The sequence below is a fragment of the Thermomonospora curvata DSM 43183 genome, from assembly GCF_000024385.1.
GTDB lineage: Bacteria > Actinomycetota > Actinomycetes > Streptosporangiales > Streptosporangiaceae > Thermomonospora > Thermomonospora curvata.
This window is the reverse complement of record NC_013510.1, coordinates 4474444-4493486: the sequence shown is the minus strand read 5'-3', so window position 1 is coordinate 4493486 and position 19043 is coordinate 4474444. Positions and strand designations below refer to the sequence as shown.

The following is a 19043-nucleotide window of genomic DNA, read 5'->3' as shown; positions in this document are numbered from 1 at the left end:
TCCATGCCGACCGCCCGGAGCAGTCTCCCAACCGCGCGACAACCCTAGACGGTGCCGCTAGACCTAGCGGCATCCCCCGCTAGGTCTAGCGGCACCTCTAGAGGCCCATCCCCGCCGTGACCAGCGACCTAGTGTCTAGAGGCGTCGGCGGCGTGAACGCCCAAACCCCGGCTACAGCCGGTCTCCGAGGGGGGCAGATGAGCCGCTAGACAACGGGGGGCGGCCTACGGTGCTGGCCGCGAGTGCGCTCCCCAGCAGGGCGGGGCAGTGCTCCGAGGAACACCCCCGATGACTAGGGGGTTGTCCTTGATCCACACTGCACCGCAAAGACTTGGGCTCATCCCTTTGCAGTAGAGTGGTGCGCGTCAGCAGGGGTGAGGTGGGGAGGAAACGAGATGGGTGAAACGGCCGCTCGATCCACACCCGACACTGAGGCTGAATGGTGGACGACCTCAGACGTTGCTGAGTACCTGGGGATCAAGGTTTCAACGGTTAGCGCCTACCGTGCACGCGGACAGATGCCCCCGCCTGATCTGACGGTGGGACGCACGCATATGTGGCGCCCTGCGACGATTACCGCATGGCATGAAGGGCGCCCTCGCCCAGGTGTTGGAGGACGCCCCGTAGGCCGATCAGATGAACGTGAGACTAAGTGATGCTGTTGCGAAGCTGACGTAGCCTGCTGAGGTACTCGTTGGCTTCAGGGTTTGATGCATACCGGTCTCTGATGATGGCGCCCAGTTCTCGGGAGACCATAAGCAGGCTGGGCAGCGACTGACGATCTCCGGAGAGCGCGCGGTGGCCGTAGCTAACGGCTTGTTCCAAGTCGCCTTGTCGGGCAGCGATTACGCCTAGTGTGACACGAGCTTCCGCGTTGCGCATGGGAGACCGCTCTAGCCCGCCGGCATCGGTGCCCATGCGTATGACTTCTTTGGCGTAGGATTCAGCGAGCTTGTTCTCTGCGCTGCCTGCGCCTTGGACGCCGCCGAGGATGCGGTAACAGTCCATTGAGTAGAAGTCCCACTTGGCGGGGTCTACTGCAAAGTGGTTGTCGAGATTCTCGGGGTGAGGAAGCCTCTCTAGGAGCGCTCGCCCCTGGTCAAGCGCTACTTCCACCTGTCGCCGGTCACCGATGCGTGCCCACGCTTTTGCCTGCTGGGCATAGAGCTGTACTGCGGCCTTGCTGTTGGGGGCGACTGCTACGCCGGTCTCCGCAGCGGCCAGAACGCCGCGATAGTCGCCCCTGGTGAGCGAAAACCACGCTCGCATCTCATGAGCCCAGGCCATGACCTCATTGTTGCCTGATTCCTCGGCGAGGCTGAGGGCTGCAAGGCGGGTTGCCTCTGCGGCTGCTCGATTGGTCGTGTCGTATTCGACGCATCCGACCAGAGCGGCCAGCCAGCTTGCCATGGCTAGCAACTCCTGATGCTGCTTAAGCGTCATCTGACGGTTCAACAGCGCCGTGATTCGCCGCAACCATGAACGACCCTCTACCAAGAGCCCTTCTGCGGGCATGTGCGGATACTCGCAGCACAGGCGGTCAACGGTGATGCGTAGTCCTTCGAGCGTGGCCGTGTCGATCGCGGAAGAGCGCAGGCGGGTGAGAATTTCGAGCGTATCCATGCCCGTGCCGGCCACCAGCTCGGCGTCACTGTCTCGGCTGCCTGCTACCGGCCATATCGCCGCCGTGACCGTTCCGAACGTCTTGGCGATCAGCGGCTTATAGAAGTCATCTGGGCACGACTCGCCGCTTTCCCATGCATGCACTCTGCGCAGCATGGAGGACTTCCCGGGCAGCTCCGTGTCAGAGTGTGCACGAAGAGCTTCGATGAACTGTGGTTTGTTCCAACCCCGTGCCTCACGCTCCATGGTGATGCGCCGCGCCCACGCTGGCCGGTCCTGCGTCACGGTCGGCTCCCTTCGCTGGCTCCCCAGCCCAGTCTGAGGGTGTTAGGGCCGCTTATCGAGGGGTGCTGAGGGGTGACGAGTGGTCGTCACCCCTCAGCACTCTTGAGCGCAAGCTTGGTGATCGCGGACCGTGTGTTCAGCACGCAATCCCCTCACATTGTACGGAGGTTCTACCCGATGCCACCCCCGGAGATCTGGCCTCGGGAGAGGTCTTGACGAGTACAGACTGAGTTTGTACTTTCGTCCTGGGCGCTGGCAGGCGCCTCAAGAGCAAGGAGGCCCCGGCGGGTGGCAGCCCGCCGAGGCCGAGCATCGATCGTTGGGAGTCACGATGCACTTCAACGGTACCTCGCGTACCTCGGTTCGGAAGAGTGGGCCGAACCTGCGTCTGTTGACGCTGATGAACGAGGCCGGTCTGTCGCGTAAGGCGCTGGGCCGCAAGATCCGGGAACTGTCGGCCCAGGTGAACCGCCCGGTGAGCACCAACCACACCGACGTGGGCCGCTGGCTCAACGGGGTGTGCGCGCCCCGCCCGTTCACCGCCGACATGCTCGCGCTCGCGCTGTCCCGCGAGCTGGGCCGCACCATCAAGCCCGAGGACATGGGGTTCGCCGGCGAGCCGTCGCCCGCCCCCGCCATGGTCGGCCTGTCCCCGCAGGAAGCCTACGAACTGGCCCGTCGGGTGGAGCAGTTGTCCGCCGAAGTGGCCGCGCTGACGACCCGTCTCCAGGCCGCCGGACTGACGGCCGGACCGATCCGCGTCGCGTCATGAGCAGCAAGCCCAACGCGGCGCGCAAGCGGCGCATCAAGCGCCAGCTCGCCGCGCGTGACGGCGCCGTGTGCTTCTACTGCGGGCACCCGTTCGGCACGCTGGTCGAGGCGACCATTGACCACCTGGTGCCCAAGTCCAAGCTGCCGGGATGGGTGCAGGCCAACCTCGTTCTTGCCTGCCACCCGTGCAACAAGGCCAAGGCTGACCGTCTGCCGCAGGAGTTCCTGCGTCCGTGCGGGTTCGCCCCCGGGCTGGTCCCCCTCGGTCCGCCGAACGCCCCGACACGGAACCGGCGGCGTGTCCGCCACACCGCCGCCCGGCTGTCCGCCGCCGTGTCCGCCATCCTCCCCGCCACGCTGACGGCCGTCCTGTCCGCCATGTGGGCCGGACGGCTGTCCGCTGGGACGGCGCGGACGGTCCCCGGACCGGTCCGCCACATGTCCGCCACCTGACCCCTGCCAGGTTCCGCCAGTGGTCCGGGCGGACCGCCGCCACGCAACCCCGCCCGGACCGCCCCTCACCAGAGAGGCAACACCATCATGAGCACACCCCTGCCCAGAAACGTCTACTTCCCCGCCGACTGGTGGATCACTCTGGAAGAGATCGCCGCAGACCTCCGAGTCAGCACTACCGAGGTGACCGAGTGGGCTAACCGGAAGCTCATGCCGACCCCTCACGTGGGACCTGACGGAGTGAGCAGGCTCTCCCGGGCCGAGTTCGATGCCTGGATGGCCTCCTTGAAGGACTCCGCGGGCTCCGACGCGAACATGGGCGGAGGTGACCAGTGAGCCGCAAAGACCCTTTGCTCAAGGTGTCTGAGGTACTGGCCGAACTCGGCGTTCCACGCGCGACGTTCTACCGCTGGCGTCAACTCGGCAAGGCACCCAAGACGATCAAGTATCCGAACGGTGAGCTGCGTATCCGCCGTTCGGAGCTTGAGCGCTGGCTTGCCAGCAGGGAAGAGGCGTGTTGAGCGCGGAGGGAACCCGTCCTGGCCGGCGGGGAGTACCCGGCAGCAAGGGACGGACTCGCGACGTTCGGCGCCCGTGGAAGATCGGCAAGGCCAAGAGCAAGGTCAAGCCGCACATGGTGCGTTGGGTAGTCGCGGGCAACGTCTGTACCGCAACGTTTCCCACCTACGCACTGGCCGATGGGTTCCGCTCGGATCTGATCCAGGCCATGACCAGAGGTGAGGAGTTCGACGTAGCCACCGGCTTGCCGGTGTCCATGCTCAAGGTCAAAGAGGCCCGGAGCTGGTTCGAGTTCTGCCAGGCGTACATCGCTGTTCGCTGGGACGGCGCTGCGGCCAAGACCCGCGACTCGATCACGGATAGCCTCGCTACTGCGACGCTGGCCATGGTGGAGGACGGCACCGACCGGCCATCCCATGGCGAACTTCGCAAGGCGTTCCTCTGGGCCGTCCTACCGGCCAACCAGGATGCTGAGGCGCCCAGTTCGCTCGTCTCTGCGCTGCGCTGGCTACGGCAGCGCTCGCTACCGCTCAAGGCGCTCATCGACGCCGAGACCGCGCGTCGAGTGGTCCAGCGCCTCACAGTCACGATGGAGGGCAAACCGGCAGCGACCGACACCTACCGGCGTCGGCGCCGTGGGCTCAATACCGCCATCGAGTACGCGGTAGAGCTGGGGGAGCTTCCCGAGAACCCGCTCAAGCGCGTCACTCCGAAGCGCGTGGCCAACCAAGAGGAGGTGGACCCGCGGGTTGTAGTCACCCACGCCCAGGCCCGCGAGCTGCTGACCGCGCTGTCCTACGTTGGCTCATGGCACCGTGCCCGTGGGCGTCGGCTCGTGGCGTTCTTCGCCGTGCTCTACTACGCCGGACTCCGCCCGGCTGAGGCTGTCGCGTTGCGCGTGAGCGACTGCTACTTGCCAGAGGAGGGATGGGGACGGCTGACGCTGGTCAAGACGCTGCCAGTCACCGCGAAGAAGTGGACTGACCATGGTGGACGGCACGACGTGAGGGGGCTCAAGCAGCGTCCGACCAACAGCGCTCGTCAGGTGCCCATCCCGCCGTCCCTGGTGAGCCTTCTCAGGGCGCACATAGACGAGTTCGGCACGGCTGACGACGGGCGCCTGTTCAGGAACGAGCGTGGCGGCATCCTGGGCTCTACCACCTACTCGCGAGCGTGGGAGGAAGCCCGCCGGCTCGCGTTCACGCCCGATCAGGTCGCGTCACCGCTCGCAGGTCGTCCGTACGACCTACGGCATGCCGCACTGAGCACGTGGCTCAACGCCGGGATCTCACCGGCGGACGTGGCCAAGCGGGCAGGTAACTCGGTGGAAGTCCTCTTGAAGCGCTACGCGGGCTGTCTGGACGGTCAGGAGGACAGCATCAACCGACGCATCGAACGGGCGCTAGGGGACGCCTGAGGGCCGCGAGAAGTTCTCTCGCAGGTCTCTCGCGAACGCTGAGACACAACGAGATCGGGCGGGACTCAGTTGGACTGAGATCCCGCCCGATCTTCGTACGTCTGCCCAGGTCACCGGGATGTTCCGGGAGGTGTCTGGAGGGTGCCCCCTGCAGGATTCGAACCTGCGCACACGGCTCCGGAGGCCGTTGCTCTATCCCCTGAGCTAAGGGGGCGGCATCCGCACCACTTGGTGGCTGCGGGAAAAGGCTACCAGGGATCGGGGGGTGGAGTGCACCTGGTTAAGGACGGCCTGGGCGATCTTGCTGCGGGAGCGGGGGCGGTGGGCTAACCTCGCGGCCGTGAGCGAGGCGGAGGAGCCTGCCGGTGAGCGGTCGCTGGGCCGCGTGCTGGTGGTGGACGACGATGAGGTGATCCGGCAGCTCATCGCGGTGAACCTGCAGCTTGAGGGGTTCGAGGTGGCCACCGCGGTGGACGGGCGGGACTGCCTGGACAAGGTGGCCGAGGTGGCCCCCGATGTGATCACGCTGGATGTGATGATGCCGCGGCTGGACGGGTGGGTGACCGCGGTCAAGCTGCGGGAGAATCCGGCGACCCGGGACATCCGGGTGGTGCTGATCACGGCGCGGGCGCAGGACTACGACATCCGCCGGGGCCGGGAGATCGGGGTGGACGCCTACATCACCAAGCCGTTCGACCCCGACGACCTGATCCGGACGGTGCGGGAGCTGGTGGGCGCCGGGGATATGTCCGCATAGTGGTCCGATAGTCTCACCTAGGTGACTCCAGCCGAGGTGCGCGATGCCGTCATGGCCGCGGTGCGCGATGCCGTGGACGCCGGTGAGCTCACCGCGGACGTGCCCGTCGAGGTGCCGCTGAGCAGCGCCGCGGCGGGGGAGTACCGCACGCCGGTGGCGTTGCGCCTGGCGGCGGCGCAGCGGCGGCCGGGGACCGAGGTGGCCCGGGTGATCGCCGGGCGTCTGGCCGGGCGGCCGGGGCTGGGGGCGGTCCGGGTGAGCGGGCCGGGGTTCTTGACCATCGCCGTCCGCCGGCCGGGGGAGCTGGCGGCGGGAATCGTCGCGGCCGGGTCCTCCTACGGACGGGTCGAGGGCGTGACCTTGGCGGGGGGCTGGCCCGACCGGCCCCGCACCTTCGACAACCCCGGCTTCATGGTGCGGTACGCCTACGCCAGGGCGGCGGCGATCGGGCGGCGCGCGGCGGACCTGGGAATCGCCATGGGCGATCCGGGGTTGCTCAAAGAGCCGGAGGAAGGCACCTTGCTGGCCTTGCTGGCCGAGCAGCCCGGCAGAGCCGAGCAGGCGGCGCGCGAACGGGACGCGAGCCCGCTCCAGCACCATCTGGAGCGCCTCGCCGATGCCTACCACCGGGTCTACGAGCGGTGCCCGGCGTTGCCGTCCGGCGCGGAGGAACCCGGGGCGGTGCACGCGGCGCGCCGCACGCTGGCGGAGGCGGTGCGCATCGCCCTCGGCAACGGCCTGAAGATGATCGGCGAAAGTCCTAGAGAGCGAATATGAGCATGCGACAGCCGCGCGGAGCGGGCGAATGAGCCGGGTGCACCCGGCGGGGCCGCGGCATGCGGACGTGCTGCCGGAAGAGCACCCGCTGCCGCCCCCGGCGGATTTGAACCACCTGGATCCGCGTATCTGGCCGAGGACGGCGCGCCGCGAGGACGGCGTGCTGACGATCGGCGGGGTGGACGTCCGCGACCTGGCGGCCCGGTTCGGCACCCCCCTGTACGTCTACGACGAAGAGGACGTGCGCCAGCGCGCCCGCGAGTACGCCACGGCCTTCCAGGACGGCAGCGTCCACTATGCGGGCAAGGCGTTCTTGTGCACCGCGCTGCTGCGGTGGCTGGACGAAGAGGGCCTGGGCCTGGACGTGTGCACCGGCGGGGAACTGGCGGTGGCGCTGGCCGCCGGCTTCCCCCCCGAGAAGATCACCATGCACGGCAGCAACAAGTCGCTCGCCGAGCTGGAGCGGGCGCTGGAGGCCGGGGTCGGCCGCGTGGTGATCGACTCCTTCGAGGAGATCGCCCGCCTGGGCTACCTGGCCCAGGAGAAGGGCGCGCGCCCCAAGGTCATGATCCGGGTGACCACCGGGGTGGAGGCGCACACCCACGAGTTCATCGCCACCGCCCACGACGACCAGAAGTTCGGGTTCTCCCGCACCACCGGCGCGGCCCTGGAGGCGGTGCGGCGGGTGCTGCAGCTGCCGCAGCTGGAGCTGGTGGGGCTGCACTCCCACATCGGCTCGCAGATCTTCGACACCGACGGGTTCGAGGTGGCTGCGCACCGGCTGGCCGAGCAGCTGGTGGCGATCCGCGACGAGCACGGCCTGGAGCTGCCCGAACTGGATCTGGGCGGCGGCTACGGCATCGCCTATGTGCCCGGTGACGAGCCGCACGACCCCAAGGCGATCGCCGACTCGCTGAAGGAGATCGTGGCCCGCGAGTGCCGGGCCTACGGGCTGGCGATGCCGCGCATCACCGTGGAACCGGGCCGGGCGATCGTCGGGCCGGGCGGGGTTACCCTGTACGAGGTCGGCACCGTCAAGGACGTCGAGGGCCTGCGCACGTACGTGTCGGTGGACGGCGGGATGAGCGACAACCTGCGCACCGCGCTGTACGGCGCCGAGTACACCTGTGTGCTGGCCAGCCGGTCCTCCCGGGCCGAGCCCATGCTCAGCCGGCTGGTGGGCAAGCACTGCGAAAGCGGCGACATCGTGGTGCGCGACCTGTGGCTGCCGCGCGATGTGACGGCCGGGGACGTCGTGGCGGTGGCGGCGACCGGCGCGTACTGTCGGTCGATGGCCAGTAACTACAACTTCGTCCCCCGCCCGGCCGTGGTGGCGGTACGGGACGGCAAGGCGCGGGTCCTGATCCGGCGGGAGACCGAAGAGGACCTGCTGCGGCTGGATGCGGAGGTATAGGACGGTGAAACCCCTGCGGGTGGCCTTGCTGGGCTGCGGAACCGTCGGTTCCGAGGTGGTCAGGCTGCTGCACGAGCAGGCCGCCGATCTGACGGCGCGCATCGGCGCTCCGCTGGAGCTGGCCGGCGTGGCGGTGCGGCGGCTGGACCGCACGCGCGAGCACGTGGCGCCCGAGCTGCTGACCACCGACGCCATGGGCCTGGTCACCCGCGAGGACGTCGACATCGTGGTCGAGGTGATCGGCGGCATCGAGCCGGCCCGCTCGCTGCTGCTGGCGGCCATGAAGTCCGGCAAGTCGGTGGTCACCGCCAACAAGGCGCTGCTGGCCGAGGACGGGGAGACGATCTTCGGGGCGGCCCGCGAGTACGGCGCCGACCTGTACTACGAGGCCGCGGTGGCCGGGGCGATCCCGCTGCTGCGCCCGCTGCGCGAGTCGCTGGTCGGCGACCACGTCAAACGGGTGATCGGGATCGTCAACGGCACCACCAACTACATCCTGGACCGGATGGACTCCTGCGGCGCCTCCTTCTCCGACGCCCTGGAGGAGGCCCAGGAGCTGGGGTACGCCGAGGCCGACCCGACCGCCGACGTGGAGGGCTTCGACGCCGCGGCCAAGGCGGCGATCCTGGCGCAGCTGGCCTTCCACACCCCGGTCAGCGCCGCCGACGTGCACCGGGAGGGCATCACCGAGGTCTCCGCCGCGGACGTGGCCGGGGCCAAGGCGATGGACAGCGTGGTCAAGCTGCTGGCGATCTGCGAGCGGGTGCCCGACCCGGAGGGCCGCAACAACGGCGGCCGGGGCGTGTCGGTGCGCGTCTACCCGGCGATGATCCCCCGTTCGCACCCGCTGGCCAGCGTCCGCGAGGCCTACAACGCGGTGTTCGTGGAGGCCGAGTCGGCCGGGTCGCTGATGTTCTACGGCGCCGGCGCCGGCGGCGCGCCCACCGCCTCGGCGGTGCTGGGCGACCTGGTGGCGGTGGCCCGCAACCGGGTCGGCGGGACACGCGGCCCGGTGGAGGTCACCTACGCCGAGCTGCCCGTGCTGCCGATGGGCGAGACGATCACCCGCTACTACATCCAGCTGGACGTGGCCGACCGCTCCGGCGTGCTGGCCCAGATCGCCGAGCTGTTCGCCCGCCACGACGTGTCGATCCAGGCCGTCCGCCAGGAGGGCTACGGCGAGGACGCCCAGCTGGTGATCGTCACCCACCGGGCGCCGGACGCGGCGCTGGCCGCCACCGTGGAGGGGCTGCGCCGCCTGGACATCGTCCGGGAGGTCTCCAGCGTGATGCGGGTCGAGGCCGACGAGATCGCCTGACCGGGGCCGCCCGATCCGGCCGCAAGGCGGGGCGGGAGGGCGGTGCGGCGTGTGCGCATCGCCGCACCGGCCGCCCGGCCCGCCCCAACCGGCCCCGTTTGGCCTTAGACTGCGGCGCGATGCCGCAGGTCAACTCGCCGCGGCCGGACATCGCAGGACGACACCCACGTTGGAGATCTGTTGACCTCCTCCCCACGGGCCAATCCAGGGGATCCCGACTCGCCCGGACCGGATCTTCCCGCTTCACCGACGGTTCCCGGCACCGGTCCGGTGGCCGGGTCCTCACCGACGGGTGCGTCCGGGAACGCGCTGTCCGGCGCGGTGTTCCGCGCGGTATCGTGCAGCGTTTCCGCTCCCCGCCGGAAGGCGGGGTTCTCCACGCTTAAGGAGTTCCGATGAACAGGGCTTGGCGCGGCCTCATCGCCGAGTACCGCGACCGGCTCCCGGTGACCGAGGCCACTCCCGTCGTCACCCTGCTCGAAGGCGGCACGCCGCTGCTGCCGGCACAGCGGATCTCCCAGCTCACCGGCTGCGAGGTCTACCTGAAGGTGGAGGGCGCCAACCCCACCGGCTCGTTCAAGGACCGCGGCATGACCGTGGCGATCAGCAAGGCCGCCGAGGAGGGCGCCAAGGCGGTGATCTGCGCCTCCACCGGCAACACCTCCGCCTCGGCCGCCGCCTATGCGGTGCGGGCCGGCATGACGTGCGCGGTGCTGGTGCCCAAGGGCAAGATCGCCATGGGCAAGCTGGCGCAGGCGCTGGTGCACGGCGCCCGGCTGCTGCAGGTGGACGGCAACTTCGACGACTGCCTGGAGCTGGCCCGCAAGCTCGCCGTGGACTACCCGGTCGCCCTGGTCAACTCGGTCAACAAGTTCCGCCTGCAGGGCCAGAAGACCGCCGCGTTCGAGATCGTGGACGCTCTCGGCGACGCCCCCGACGTGCACTGCCTGCCCGTCGGCAACGCCGGGAACATCTCCGCCTACTGGATGGGCTACACCGAGTACGCCGCCGACAAGGTGGCCACCAAGACCCCGCGCATGCTGGGCTTCCAGGCCAGCGGGGCGGCCCCGTTCGTCAAGGGCGAGCCGGTGCGCAGCCCGCAGACGATCGCCACCGCCATCCGGATCGGCAACCCGGCCTCCTGGGATCTGGCGATCGCCGCGCGCGACGAGTCCGGCGGGGCCATCTCCGCGGTCACCGACCGGCAGATCCTGGCCGCCTACCGGCTGCTGGCCCGCGAGGAGGGCGTGTTCGTCGAGCCCGCCTCCGCCGCCAGCGTCGCCGGCGTGCTGCAGGCCCGGGAGCAGGGGCTGATCGAGGCGGGCGAGCGGGTGGTCTGCACGGTGACCGGCAACGGCCTGAAAGACCCCGACTGGGCGATCTCCGGGGCGCCCGCGCCCATCACCGTCAAGGTCGACGCCCACGCCGCGGCGTCCGCGCTGGGCCTCACGTGAGCGAGCCGGGGTCGCCCGCGGCCGTGCGGCGGGCGGACGACGCGGAGCGCCGTTCACCCCTGCCGCGGAAAGGCCGCGGGGCCGGGCGCACCGAGGGCATGCGAAGAACCGAAGTGAACGAGTTCGGATTGCCGGGCGCGGTGCGGGCGCAAAAGCGGGCGGGAACATGGAATGAACGCTCGTCCCTGATGCGGAAAAGCCGTGCCATAAGGGTGCCGGAGGTGCGCGCGTGGCTGGCGTGAATGCCGATCGGAGTCGGCAATGGATCCCGCGAGTTCGGGTCCGGGTACCGGCCACCAGCGCCAATCTGGGACCCGGGTTCGACTCGCTGGGGCTGGCGCTCGCCCTCTACGACGACGTCACGGTGGAGATCACCGAGGGCGGGCTGTCCATCGCGGTGGACGGCGAGGGCGCCGAGGTCGCCGACCGGGGCGAACGGCACCTGATCGTCAAGGTGCTGCGCCGGACGTTCGACCTGCTGGAGGAGCTGTCGGGGGCCGGGCTGGGCCAGCCTCCGGGGCTGCGGCTGAGCTGCGTGAACCGCATCCCGCACAGCCGCGGGCTGGGCTCGTCCTCGGCGGCCATCATCGCCGGGATCGTCGCGGCCCGGGCGCTGCACCCCTGCGGCCGGCTGCTGGACGACGCCGCGGCGCTGACGCTGGCCACCGAGATCGAAGGCCACCCCGACAACGTTGCGCCCTGCCTGTACGGAGGGCTTACCATCGCCTGGAGCGAGCCGGACGGGCCGCGGGCGCTGCGGCTGGACCTGGACCGGCAGGTCGTGGTGTTCGTCCCCGACCACACGCTTCCCACCGAACGGGCCCGCGGGCTGTTGCCGCAGACCGTGCCCCACGAGGACGCGGCCGTCAACGCCGGACGGGCGGCGCTGCTGATCGCGGCGCTGACCGGCGGGCTGGGCGAGGACGTGATGCTCGCGGCCACCGAGGACCGGTTGCACCAGGAATACCGGGCACCGGCCATGCCGGAATCGGCGGATCTGGTGGCCAGGTTGCGGGCGGCGGGAGTGCCGGCGGTGATCTCCGGGGCCGGACCCACTGTCCTGGCGTTCACAACCGCATCCCGGGTTGATTCGATCGGCCCGAAAGTGGGTAATGGGTGGCACAAACACTCGCTGAACGTCGACCCCCATGGCGCATACGTTCAGCCGCCTGGTCCGTGACACGCCAATGTCATCGAACGCTGGGGAATAGCAGTGTGCTCGTGTGGTGTTAGGCTGAATACCGCACCAGATGCCCCGCTCGGGGCCGGGTGCTCGTCAGCCACGCACCGTCAGGTCGGCCATGGTGGCTCACCTGCCCCGCACATGTGGCTCCCCGACACCGTGACTTCCCGTTGTCCGGCATCCCGGCGAAACCTCAGACGTTGCGGAACCGGGGATGGTGCGAGAACCGTCCCGACCATCATCTGGCTGTGTCCAGACACCGCCGATGGCGACCCCATCGTGATCGGCAGAGCTCGATCTGGCGCCCCCGCCGGATCGCATCATCGGGTTGCCTGGCCGACGAGGGCCAACACCCGCTCCCTGGGAAGGACCCTTAGTGAGCGAATCCAGCGAACTCCTTACGGACACCTCCAGCCCCGCAGCTGAGAACACCGCGGACCGGCCGGAGCGCCCCACGACGCGGCGCCGGCGTTCCGGCACCGGCCTGTCGGCGTTGGTGCTGCCCGAACTCAGGACGCTGGCCGCCCAGCTCGGCATCACCGGCACCACCGGGATGCGCAAGAGCCAGCTCATCGCCGCCATCGAGGCCAAGCAGGGCGGACCCGTCACCGGGCCGAGCACCGCCAAGTCCGAGCCCAAGTCCGAGGCCAAGGCCGAGACCGAGTCCACGTCGCCGAGCGAGCCCAAGACCGAGCCCAAGAGCGAGCCGGCCGAGTCCAAGGCGAGCCGGGACGACAAGGCGGCCCAGGCGGACAAGGCGGAGGAGACCGCCTCCCGCTCCGAGGAGCAGGCCGACGCGGGCGCGGCCGAGAGCCGTCCGGCGCGCACCCGCCGCACCCGTTCCGCCAAGCGCGAGGAGGGCGAGGAACAGCTCGCCATCCCCGAGGAACAGCAGGCCGACAAGCCCGCCGACAAGTCCGCCGACAAGGCGGCCGACAAGGCGGCCGACAAGGACAAGCAGGACGACAAGGCGGAGTCCGCCGACAAGAGCGCCGACAAGCCCGCTGACAAGACCGCGGAGAAGACCGAGCGTGGGGAGCGCGCCCGGACCGCCGGCGAGGAGGGCGAGGGCAACGGGCGCGAGGGCCGTCAGCGCGGCCGGGGCGGCCGGGAGCGCGGCGAGCAGCAGCAGAACGGCCAGCAGCGCCGCGGCCAGAACGGCGCCGCCGAGGAGGAGAACGGCGAAAGCGGCCGCAGCCGCCGGGGCCGCCGCTTCCGGGAGCGCAACCGCGGCCGCGGCGGCCGGGGCGAGCGGTACGAGGAGCCGGTGATCAACGAGGACGACGTGCTGATCCCGGTGGCCGGCATCCTCGACATCCTGGACAACTACGCGTTCGTCCGCACCACCGGCTACCTGCCCGGCCCCAACGACGTCTACGTCTCGCTGTCCCAGGTCCGCAAGTACGGGCTGCGCAAGGGCGATGTGATCACCGGTGCGGTGCGCCAGCCGCGCGAGGGCGAGCGGCGGGAGAAGTTCAACGCGCTGGTCCGCTTGGACACCGTCAACGGCATGGAGCCCGAGCAGGCCAAGAACCGCGTGGAGTTCTCCAAGCTCACCCCGCTGTACCCGCAGGAGCGGCTGCGGCTGGAGACCGACCCGAACGTGCTGACCACGCGGATCATCGACCTGGTCTCCCCGATCGGCAAGGGCCAGCGCGGCCTGATCGTCTCCCCGCCCAAGGCGGGCAAGACGATGGTGCTGCAGGCGATCGCCAACGCGATCACCAAGAACAACCCCGAGTGCCACCTGATGGTGGTGCTGGTGGACGAGCGGCCCGAAGAGGTCACCGACATGCAGCGGTCGGTCAAGGGCGAGGTCATCCACTCGACCTTCGACCGTCCGGCCGAGGACCACACCACCGTCGCCGAGCTGGCCATCGAGCGGGCCAAGCGGCTGGTGGAGCTGGGCCACGACGTGGTGGTGCTGCTGGACTCCATCACCCGGCTGGGCCGCGCCTACAACCTGGCCGCCCCCGCTTCCGGGCGCATCCTGTCCGGTGGTGTGGACTCCACCGCGCTGTACCCGCCCAAGCGGTTCTTCGGCGCCGCCCGCAACATCGAGAACGGCGGTTCCCTGACCATCCTCGCCACCGCGCTGGTGGAGACCGGGTCCCGCATGGACGAGGTCATCTTCGAGGAGTTCAAGGGCACCGGCAACATGGAGCTCAAGCTCAACCGGCAGCTCGCCGACAAGCGGATCTTCCCCGCGGTGGACGTGGAGGCCTCCGGCACCCGCAAGGAGGAGATCCTCATGTCCCCCGAGGAGCTGCGCATCGTCTGGCAGCTGCGCCGGGTGCTGCACGCCCTGGACACTCAGCAGGCCCTGGAGCTCCTCATCGAGAAGATGAAGGAGACCAAGTCCAACGCCGAGTTCCTGCTCCAGGTGCAGAAGACCACGGTCGCCGACCGGGACTGACCTGGTGCCGCCGACGCCCCGAAGGCCCGCCCTTCGGGGCGTCCCGCGTTTTCCGGTCCTCGTGCCACGGCGGCCGCGGTCCAGGGTGGGGATAGCCCTACCGTGGGGACGGCGGCCCGCCGTATGGCGCCGCTTCACCGCGGCCCGTCAGGCTTGAACCGTGCGGTGACGGCTGGAGGGAGGTCGGGACGTGAGCGAGCTGAACGTCATGGCCGTGCCCGGCGGATCGGGCCGGATCGTGACGGCGTCGTGGAAGCCGCTGGCGATGGTGCGCTCATCGCTGAACTGGCGGGCCGCGCTGTACCTGGGGAGCGCCCTGGCCTTCGGCCTGGCCTGGTTCATCGTCCTGGCGGTGGGCCTGACCCTGTCGGCGGCCCTGGTGATCATCTGGGTCGGGCTGCCGATGCTGGTGATCATGATGCTGCTGTGGCGGGGCGGGGCGATGCTGGAGCGGCGGCTGCTGAAGGTCGCCCTCGGCGTCGCGGTGCCCGAGCCTTATCGGCCCGCGCCCCCTTCGGCCGGCGTGCTGGGCAGGTTGCGGACGATGGCCACCGACCCGGCCACCTGGAAGGACCTGCTCTATCTGGCGCTGCGCTTCCCGATCGGGCTGGTGGAGTTCGTGGTGTCGGCGGCCGTCTGGTCGGCGACCGCGGCGTTTGTGTTCCTGCCGCTCATCGTGGCCGTCGCGGGCGAGGCGGTGGTCAACCTCGGGGTGGTGGTCTACACCGCCGACGACCCCATCAGCGCCCTGCCGGTGAGCGTGGTGGGTGTCGGGCTGCTGCTGGTGGCGCTGTATGTGACCCGCGGCATGGCCGTCCTGCACGCCCTCTACGGGATGCTGCTGCTGGGGCCGAGCCGGGGCCAGGCGGAGCGGCTGCGGCTGCAGGCCCGCGCCGAGCAGCTGCGGGCCAGCCGGGCCCGCGGGGTGGACGCCGCCGAGGCCGAGCGCCGCCGCATCGAACGCGACCTGCACGACGGCGCCCAGCAGCGGCTGCTGGCGGTGGCGATGGACATCGGGCGGGCCCGCGCCAAGCTGACCTCCGACCCCGAGGCCGCCCGCGCCCTCATCGAGCAGGCCCACGAGGGCACCAAGGCCGCCATCGCCGAACTGCGCGACCTGGCCCGCGGGATCTACCCGGCGATCCTGACCGACCGGGGGCTGGATGCGGCCATCTCCGGGCTGGCCGCCCGCGCTCCCGTCCCGGTCCTGGTCGAGGTGGAGCTGCCGGAACGCCCTCCGGCCGCGGTGGAGAGCATCGCCTACTTCATCGTCGCCGAGTCGCTGACCAACATCGCCAAGTACGCCCGCGCCACCCAGGCGTCGGTCCGCGTCACCCGCGAGGGCCGGTGGGTGGTGGTGGAGGTGACCGACAACGGCGTGGGCGGCGCCACCGCCGTCCCTGGCGGCGGGCTGGCCGGCCTGGCCGACCGCGCCGCCACCATCGACGGCATCCTCACCATCGACAGCCCGGTCGGCGGCCCCACCGTCATCCGCGCCGACCTGCCCTGCAGCTGGTGACCCGTCCCGCCGCCTCGCCCCCGGCGCGACAATGAGATGCGTGAGGGTGGTCATCGCTGAGGACTCGGTGCTGCTGCGGGAAGGGCTGGTGCGGCTGCTGGCCGACGCCGGCATCGAGACGGTGGGAGTGGCCGGGGACGGGCCGGGCCTGGTGCGGGCCGTGGCCGAGCACGAGCCGGACCTGGCGATCGTGGACGTGCGGATGCCGCCCTCGTTCACCGACGAAGGGCTGCGGGCGGCGCTGCAGGTGCGGCGCGACCGGCCGAAGCTGCCGATCCTGGTGCTGTCGCAGTACGTGGAGGAGCGCTACGCCGCCGACCTGCTGGGGGACGGCGCCCAGGGCGTGGGCTACCTGCTCAAGGAGCGGGTCTCCGAGGTCACCGAGTTCATCGACGCGGTGCGGCGGATCGCGGCCGGGGGCACGGTGATCGACCCGGAGGTGATCGGGCAGCTGCTGAGCCGGCGGCGCACCGGGGACCGGCTGGAGGCCCTGACCCCCCGGGAACGCGAGGTGCTGGCCCTGATGGCCGAGGGCCGCTCGAACGCGGCCATCGCCCGCACCCTGGTGGTCTCCGAGGGGGCGGTGGAAAAGCACATCTCCAATATCCTGCTCAAGCTGGACCTGCCGCCCACACCCGACGACCATCGCCGGGTGATGGCGGTGCTGGCCTACCTGGGCGCACGCTGAGCGGCCCCCGAGCGGGGAATGCCCGGCGACCTCGGTACGTTGTCGCATCTGGCACACTTGAAGTGCGACATTCGCGGTACCGGTTCACGCCGTCCGGTCGTGCGCCGAGCGTGCGCCCCAGAGGGCGACCCGGCGACCGCTCTCAAGCGAGGAGAAGACTTTGAAGCCTGGCATTCACCCCGACTACGTCGTCACCACGGTGACGTGCACGTGCGGAAACACCTTCCAGACCCGCAGCACCGCCCGCAACGGCGTGATCCACGCCGACGTGTGCTCCAGCTGCCACCCGTTCTACACCGGCAAGCAGAAGATCCTGGACACCGGCGGCCGGGTGGCCCGCTTCGAGCAGCGTTTCGGCAAGCGGAGCGGCGCCAAGAAGTAACCGCCGAAATCCAGATCTCCAGGCAGACGACACCGGCGGCCGGGGGACTGCGCGTCCCCGGGCCGCTCGGGGTGCGCCGTGCGGCGCGCCCCGCTAGCGAAACGACACCGTGAACCTCGACGAGCTGATCGGCGAATACACCGAGATCGAAGGCAAGCTGGCCGACCCGGCCGTGCACGCCGACCAGAATGCGGCGCGCCGGCTGGGCAAGCGCTACGCCCAGCTGCGACCCATCGTCGAGACGGCCCGGCAGTTGCGCAGCGTCGAAGGCGACCTGGAGGCCGCCCGCGAGCTGGCGGCCGAAGACGGCGCGTTCGCCGCCGAAGCCGCCGAGCTGGAAAAACGCCGGACCGAGCTGGAACAGAAGCTGCGCAAGCTGCTGATCCCCCGCGATCCCAACGATGACAAGGACGTCATCTTGGAGATCAAAGCCGGCGAGGGCGGGGAGGAATCGGCGCTGTTCGCCGGCGACCTGCTGCGCATGTACCTGCGTTATGCCGAGCGCATCGGCTGGAAGACCGAGATCCTCTCCTCCCAGCCGTCCGATCTGGGCGGGTACAAGGACGTGACCGTCGCGGTCAAGGCCCGTCCCGGCCCCGACGGCGAGCCCATCGGGGCGTGGTCGCACCTGAAGTTCGAAGGCGGCGTGCACCGCGTGCAGCGGGTGCCGGTGACCGAGTCCCAGGGCCGCATCCACACCAGCGCCGTGGGCGTGCTGGTCACCCCCGAGGCCGAAGAGATCGACGTGCAGATCGACCCCAACGATCTGCGCATCGACGTCTACCGCTCCTCCGGCCCCGGCGGGCAGAGCGTCAACACCACCGACTCGGCGGTGCGCATCACCCACCTGCCGACCGGCGTGGTGGTCTCCTGCCAGAACGAAAAGAGCCAGCTGCAGAACAAAGAGCAGGCGATGCGCATCCTGCGGTCCCGCCTGCTGGCGCTGGCCCAGCAGGAGGCGGAGGCGGCCGCCGCCGCCGAGCGCCGCAGCCAGGTCCGCACGGTGGACCGCTCCGAGCGGGTGCGCACCTACAACTTCCCCGAGAACCGCATCTCCGACCACCGGGTCGGATACAAGGCCTACAACCTCGACCAGGTGCTCGACGGCGACCTGCACAACGTGATCCAGACCCTGGTCGAGGCCGACCTGGAACGCAGACTGGCCGAAGCCCAGGGAACGACCCAGGGAACATGAACCTGCTGCTGGAGGAGGTGGCGCGGGCGACGGTGCGGCTGGCCGACGCCGGGGTCGCCTCGCCCCGTGCCGACGCCGAGGAGCTGGCCGCGGCCGTGCACGGGGTCAAGCGGTCTGAGCTGCACACCGTTCCCGACTCGGCGTTCGACGCCCGCTTCTGGGAGGGCGTGGCCCGCCGCGAGGCGGGCGAGCCGCTGCAGCACATCACCGGCCGCGCCTTCTTCCGCTACCTGGAGCTGAAGGTGGGGCCCGGGGTGTTCATCCCCCGCCCGGAGACCGAGGTGATGGTCGGCTGGGCGCTGGAGACCCTGCACCAGATGGACGTGCGCGACCCGCTGGTGGTCGACTTGGGCACCGGCTCGGGCGCCATCGCGCTGAGCATCGTCCAGGAGGCGCCCAGCGCGCGCGTGCACGCCGTGGAAAAGGACCCCACGGCGTTCGTCTACGCCACCCGCAACGTCGAGGAGCTGGACCTGCGGGGGCGGGTGCGGCTGCATCTGGCCGACTTCGCCGACGCCCTCCAGGAGCTCAACGGCACCGTCGATCTGGTGATCAGCAACCCTCCCTACATCCCGATGAGCGAGTGGGAGTACGTGCCGCCGGAGGTGCGCGACCACGACCCGGCGGCGGCGCTGTGGGGAGGCGGCGACGACGGCCTGGACGCCATCCGGACGGTGGAGCGCACCGCCCGGCGGCTGCTGCGGCCCGGCGGCCATGTCGCGGTCGAGCACAGCGACATGCAGGGCAACGCCGTCTACTGGGTGTTCGCCGAAGAACACGGCTGGCGGGACGTCCGCAACCACCGCGACCTGACCGACCGGGACCGCTTCGTCACCGCCCGCCTGGCGGTCGAGTGACGCCGGGACGCGACC

The 19043-nt window shown here is 70.2% G+C and carries 19 protein-coding genes and 1 tRNA gene; 18 read left to right on the top strand and 2 right to left on the bottom strand.

Going from position 1 to position 19043, the window contains the following annotated elements; translation table 11 throughout:
• Positions 1-395 precede the first annotated feature (395 nt).
• Positions 396-656 carry a helix-turn-helix transcriptional regulator gene (locus tag TCUR_RS28625; protein ID WP_083789901.1) on the top strand — a complete coding sequence of 87 codons (261 nt, stop codon included), beginning with the start codon at positions 396-398 and terminating at the stop codon, positions 654-656.
• Here the strand turns inward: TCUR_RS28625 and TCUR_RS19415 are convergent.
• Positions 649-1908, bottom strand: a complete 1260-nt coding sequence (locus tag TCUR_RS19415) for an NsdA family TPR-like regulatory protein (protein WP_012854261.1) — start codon at positions 1906-1908, stop codon at positions 649-651. The two genes, TCUR_RS28625 and TCUR_RS19415, sit on opposite strands and share 8 nt — an antisense overlap.
• Before the next feature lie 400 nt (positions 1909-2308).
• On the opposite strand from TCUR_RS19415, the gene TCUR_RS19410 reads away from it, so the two are divergent.
• The 5 genes from TCUR_RS19410 to TCUR_RS19395 all read left to right on the top strand — a co-directional run bounded on the left by TCUR_RS19410 (position 2309) and on the right by TCUR_RS19395 (position 5068).
• Complete coding sequence (locus tag TCUR_RS19410) at positions 2309-2680, top strand: hypothetical protein (protein WP_041440119.1); 372 nt, start codon at positions 2309-2311, stop codon at positions 2678-2680.
• Positions 2677-3132 (top strand): HNH endonuclease, encoded by a 456-nt coding sequence (locus tag TCUR_RS28400; protein WP_012854259.1) that lies wholly within the window; start codon positions 2677-2679, stop codon positions 3130-3132. The genes TCUR_RS19410 and TCUR_RS28400 overlap by 4 nt, the downstream gene beginning before the upstream one ends.
• 87 nt (positions 3133-3219) lie before the next feature.
• Positions 3220-3468 (top strand): helix-turn-helix domain-containing protein, encoded by a 249-nt coding sequence (locus TCUR_RS19400; RefSeq protein ID WP_012854258.1) that lies wholly within the window; start codon positions 3220-3222, stop codon positions 3466-3468.
• On the top strand, positions 3465-3653 hold the full coding sequence (locus tag TCUR_RS25795; RefSeq protein ID WP_012854257.1) for a helix-turn-helix transcriptional regulator: 189 nt from the start codon (positions 3465-3467) through the stop codon (positions 3651-3653). The genes TCUR_RS19400 and TCUR_RS25795 overlap by 4 nt, the downstream gene beginning before the upstream one ends.
• Positions 3647-5068: a tyrosine-type recombinase/integrase gene (locus TCUR_RS19395; protein ID WP_245536900.1), complete on the top strand. Its 1422-nt coding sequence runs from the start codon at positions 3647-3649 to the stop codon at positions 5066-5068. The genes TCUR_RS25795 and TCUR_RS19395 overlap by 7 nt, the downstream gene beginning before the upstream one ends.
• A gap of 142 nt (positions 5069-5210) precedes the next feature.
• Here the strand turns inward: TCUR_RS19395 and TCUR_RS19390 are convergent.
• Positions 5211-5282: transfer RNA gene (locus TCUR_RS19390), tRNA-Arg, on the bottom strand.
• A 171-nt stretch (positions 5283-5453) separates the two neighbouring features.
• Between TCUR_RS19390 and TCUR_RS19385 the strand changes: the two genes are divergently transcribed.
• The 12 genes from TCUR_RS19385 to prmC all read left to right on the top strand — a co-directional run bounded on the left by TCUR_RS19385 (position 5454) and on the right by prmC (position 19028).
• Positions 5454-5825, top strand: a complete 372-nt coding sequence (locus tag TCUR_RS19385) for a response regulator transcription factor (protein WP_041442390.1) — start codon at positions 5454-5456, stop codon at positions 5823-5825.
• Positions 5826-5846: 21 nt separating this feature from the next.
• Positions 5847-6602, top strand: a complete 756-nt coding sequence (locus tag TCUR_RS19380; RefSeq protein WP_148233063.1) for a DALR anticodon-binding domain-containing protein — start codon at positions 5847-5849, stop codon at positions 6600-6602.
• Positions 6603-6630: 28 nt separating this feature from the next.
• Positions 6631-8016, top strand: a complete 1386-nt coding sequence (gene lysA, locus TCUR_RS19375; protein WP_012854253.1) for a diaminopimelate decarboxylase — start codon at positions 6631-6633, stop codon at positions 8014-8016.
• 4 nt (positions 8017-8020) lie between these two features.
• Positions 8021-9334: a homoserine dehydrogenase gene (locus TCUR_RS19370; protein ID WP_012854252.1), complete on the top strand. Its 1314-nt coding sequence runs from the start codon at positions 8021-8023 to the stop codon at positions 9332-9334.
• A 395-nt stretch (positions 9335-9729) separates the two neighbouring features.
• The gene (gene thrC, locus TCUR_RS19365) at positions 9730-10788 is read left to right on the top strand and encodes a threonine synthase (RefSeq protein ID WP_012854251.1); all 1059 of its coding nucleotides are present in this window, start codon (positions 9730-9732) and stop codon (positions 10786-10788) included.
• Between the two features lie 229 nt (positions 10789-11017).
• Positions 11018-11968 carry a homoserine kinase gene (thrB, locus tag TCUR_RS19360; protein ID WP_012854249.1) on the top strand — a complete coding sequence of 317 codons (951 nt, stop codon included), beginning with the start codon at positions 11018-11020 and terminating at the stop codon, positions 11966-11968.
• 379 nt (positions 11969-12347) lie between these two features.
• Positions 12348-14387 carry a transcription termination factor Rho gene (rho, locus tag TCUR_RS19355; protein WP_012854248.1) on the top strand — a complete coding sequence of 680 codons (2040 nt, stop codon included), beginning with the start codon at positions 12348-12350 and terminating at the stop codon, positions 14385-14387.
• A 190-nt stretch (positions 14388-14577) separates the two neighbouring features.
• The gene (locus TCUR_RS19350; protein ID WP_012854247.1) at positions 14578-15906 is read left to right on the top strand and encodes a sensor histidine kinase; all 1329 of its coding nucleotides are present in this window, start codon (positions 14578-14580) and stop codon (positions 15904-15906) included.
• Between the two features lie 40 nt (positions 15907-15946).
• Positions 15947-16594, top strand: a complete 648-nt coding sequence (locus TCUR_RS19345; protein ID WP_041440115.1) for a response regulator — start codon at positions 15947-15949, stop codon at positions 16592-16594.
• A 160-nt stretch (positions 16595-16754) separates the two neighbouring features.
• Positions 16755-16976, top strand: a complete 222-nt coding sequence (rpmE, locus tag TCUR_RS19340; RefSeq protein ID WP_012854245.1) for a 50S ribosomal protein L31 — start codon at positions 16755-16757, stop codon at positions 16974-16976.
• Positions 16977-17085: 109 nt separating this feature from the next.
• The gene (gene prfA, locus TCUR_RS19335; protein WP_012854244.1) at positions 17086-18171 is read left to right on the top strand and encodes a peptide chain release factor 1; all 1086 of its coding nucleotides are present in this window, start codon (positions 17086-17088) and stop codon (positions 18169-18171) included.
• Positions 18168-19028 (top strand): peptide chain release factor N(5)-glutamine methyltransferase, encoded by an 861-nt coding sequence (gene prmC, locus TCUR_RS19330; RefSeq protein ID WP_012854243.1) that lies wholly within the window; start codon positions 18168-18170, stop codon positions 19026-19028. Before prfA ends, prmC begins: the two co-directional genes overlap by 4 nt.
• Positions 19029-19043: the final 15 nt, after the last annotated feature.

Excerpts from the sequence above, each read along its gene's own strand:
- prmC (WP_012854243.1), top strand. The coding sequence starts at position 18,168 with ATGAACCTGCTGCTGGAGGAGGTGGCGCGGGCGACGGTGCGGCTGGCC.
- TCUR_RS19400 (WP_012854258.1), top strand. The coding sequence starts at position 3,220 with ATGAGCACACCCCTGCCCAGAAACGTCTACTTCCCCGCCGACTGGTGG.
- TCUR_RS28400 (WP_012854259.1), top strand. The coding sequence starts at position 2,677 with ATGAGCAGCAAGCCCAACGCGGCGCGCAAGCGGCGCATCAAGCGCCAG.
- lysA (WP_012854253.1), top strand. The coding sequence starts at position 6,631 with ATGAGCCGGGTGCACCCGGCGGGGCCGCGGCATGCGGACGTGCTGCCG.
- thrC (WP_012854251.1), top strand. The coding sequence starts at position 9,730 with ATGAACAGGGCTTGGCGCGGCCTCATCGCCGAGTACCGCGACCGGCTC.
- TCUR_RS28625 (WP_083789901.1), top strand. The coding sequence starts at position 396 with ATGGGTGAAACGGCCGCTCGATCCACACCCGACACTGAGGCTGAATGG.
- TCUR_RS19410 (WP_041440119.1), top strand. The coding sequence starts at position 2,309 with ATGAACGAGGCCGGTCTGTCGCGTAAGGCGCTGGGCCGCAAGATCCGG.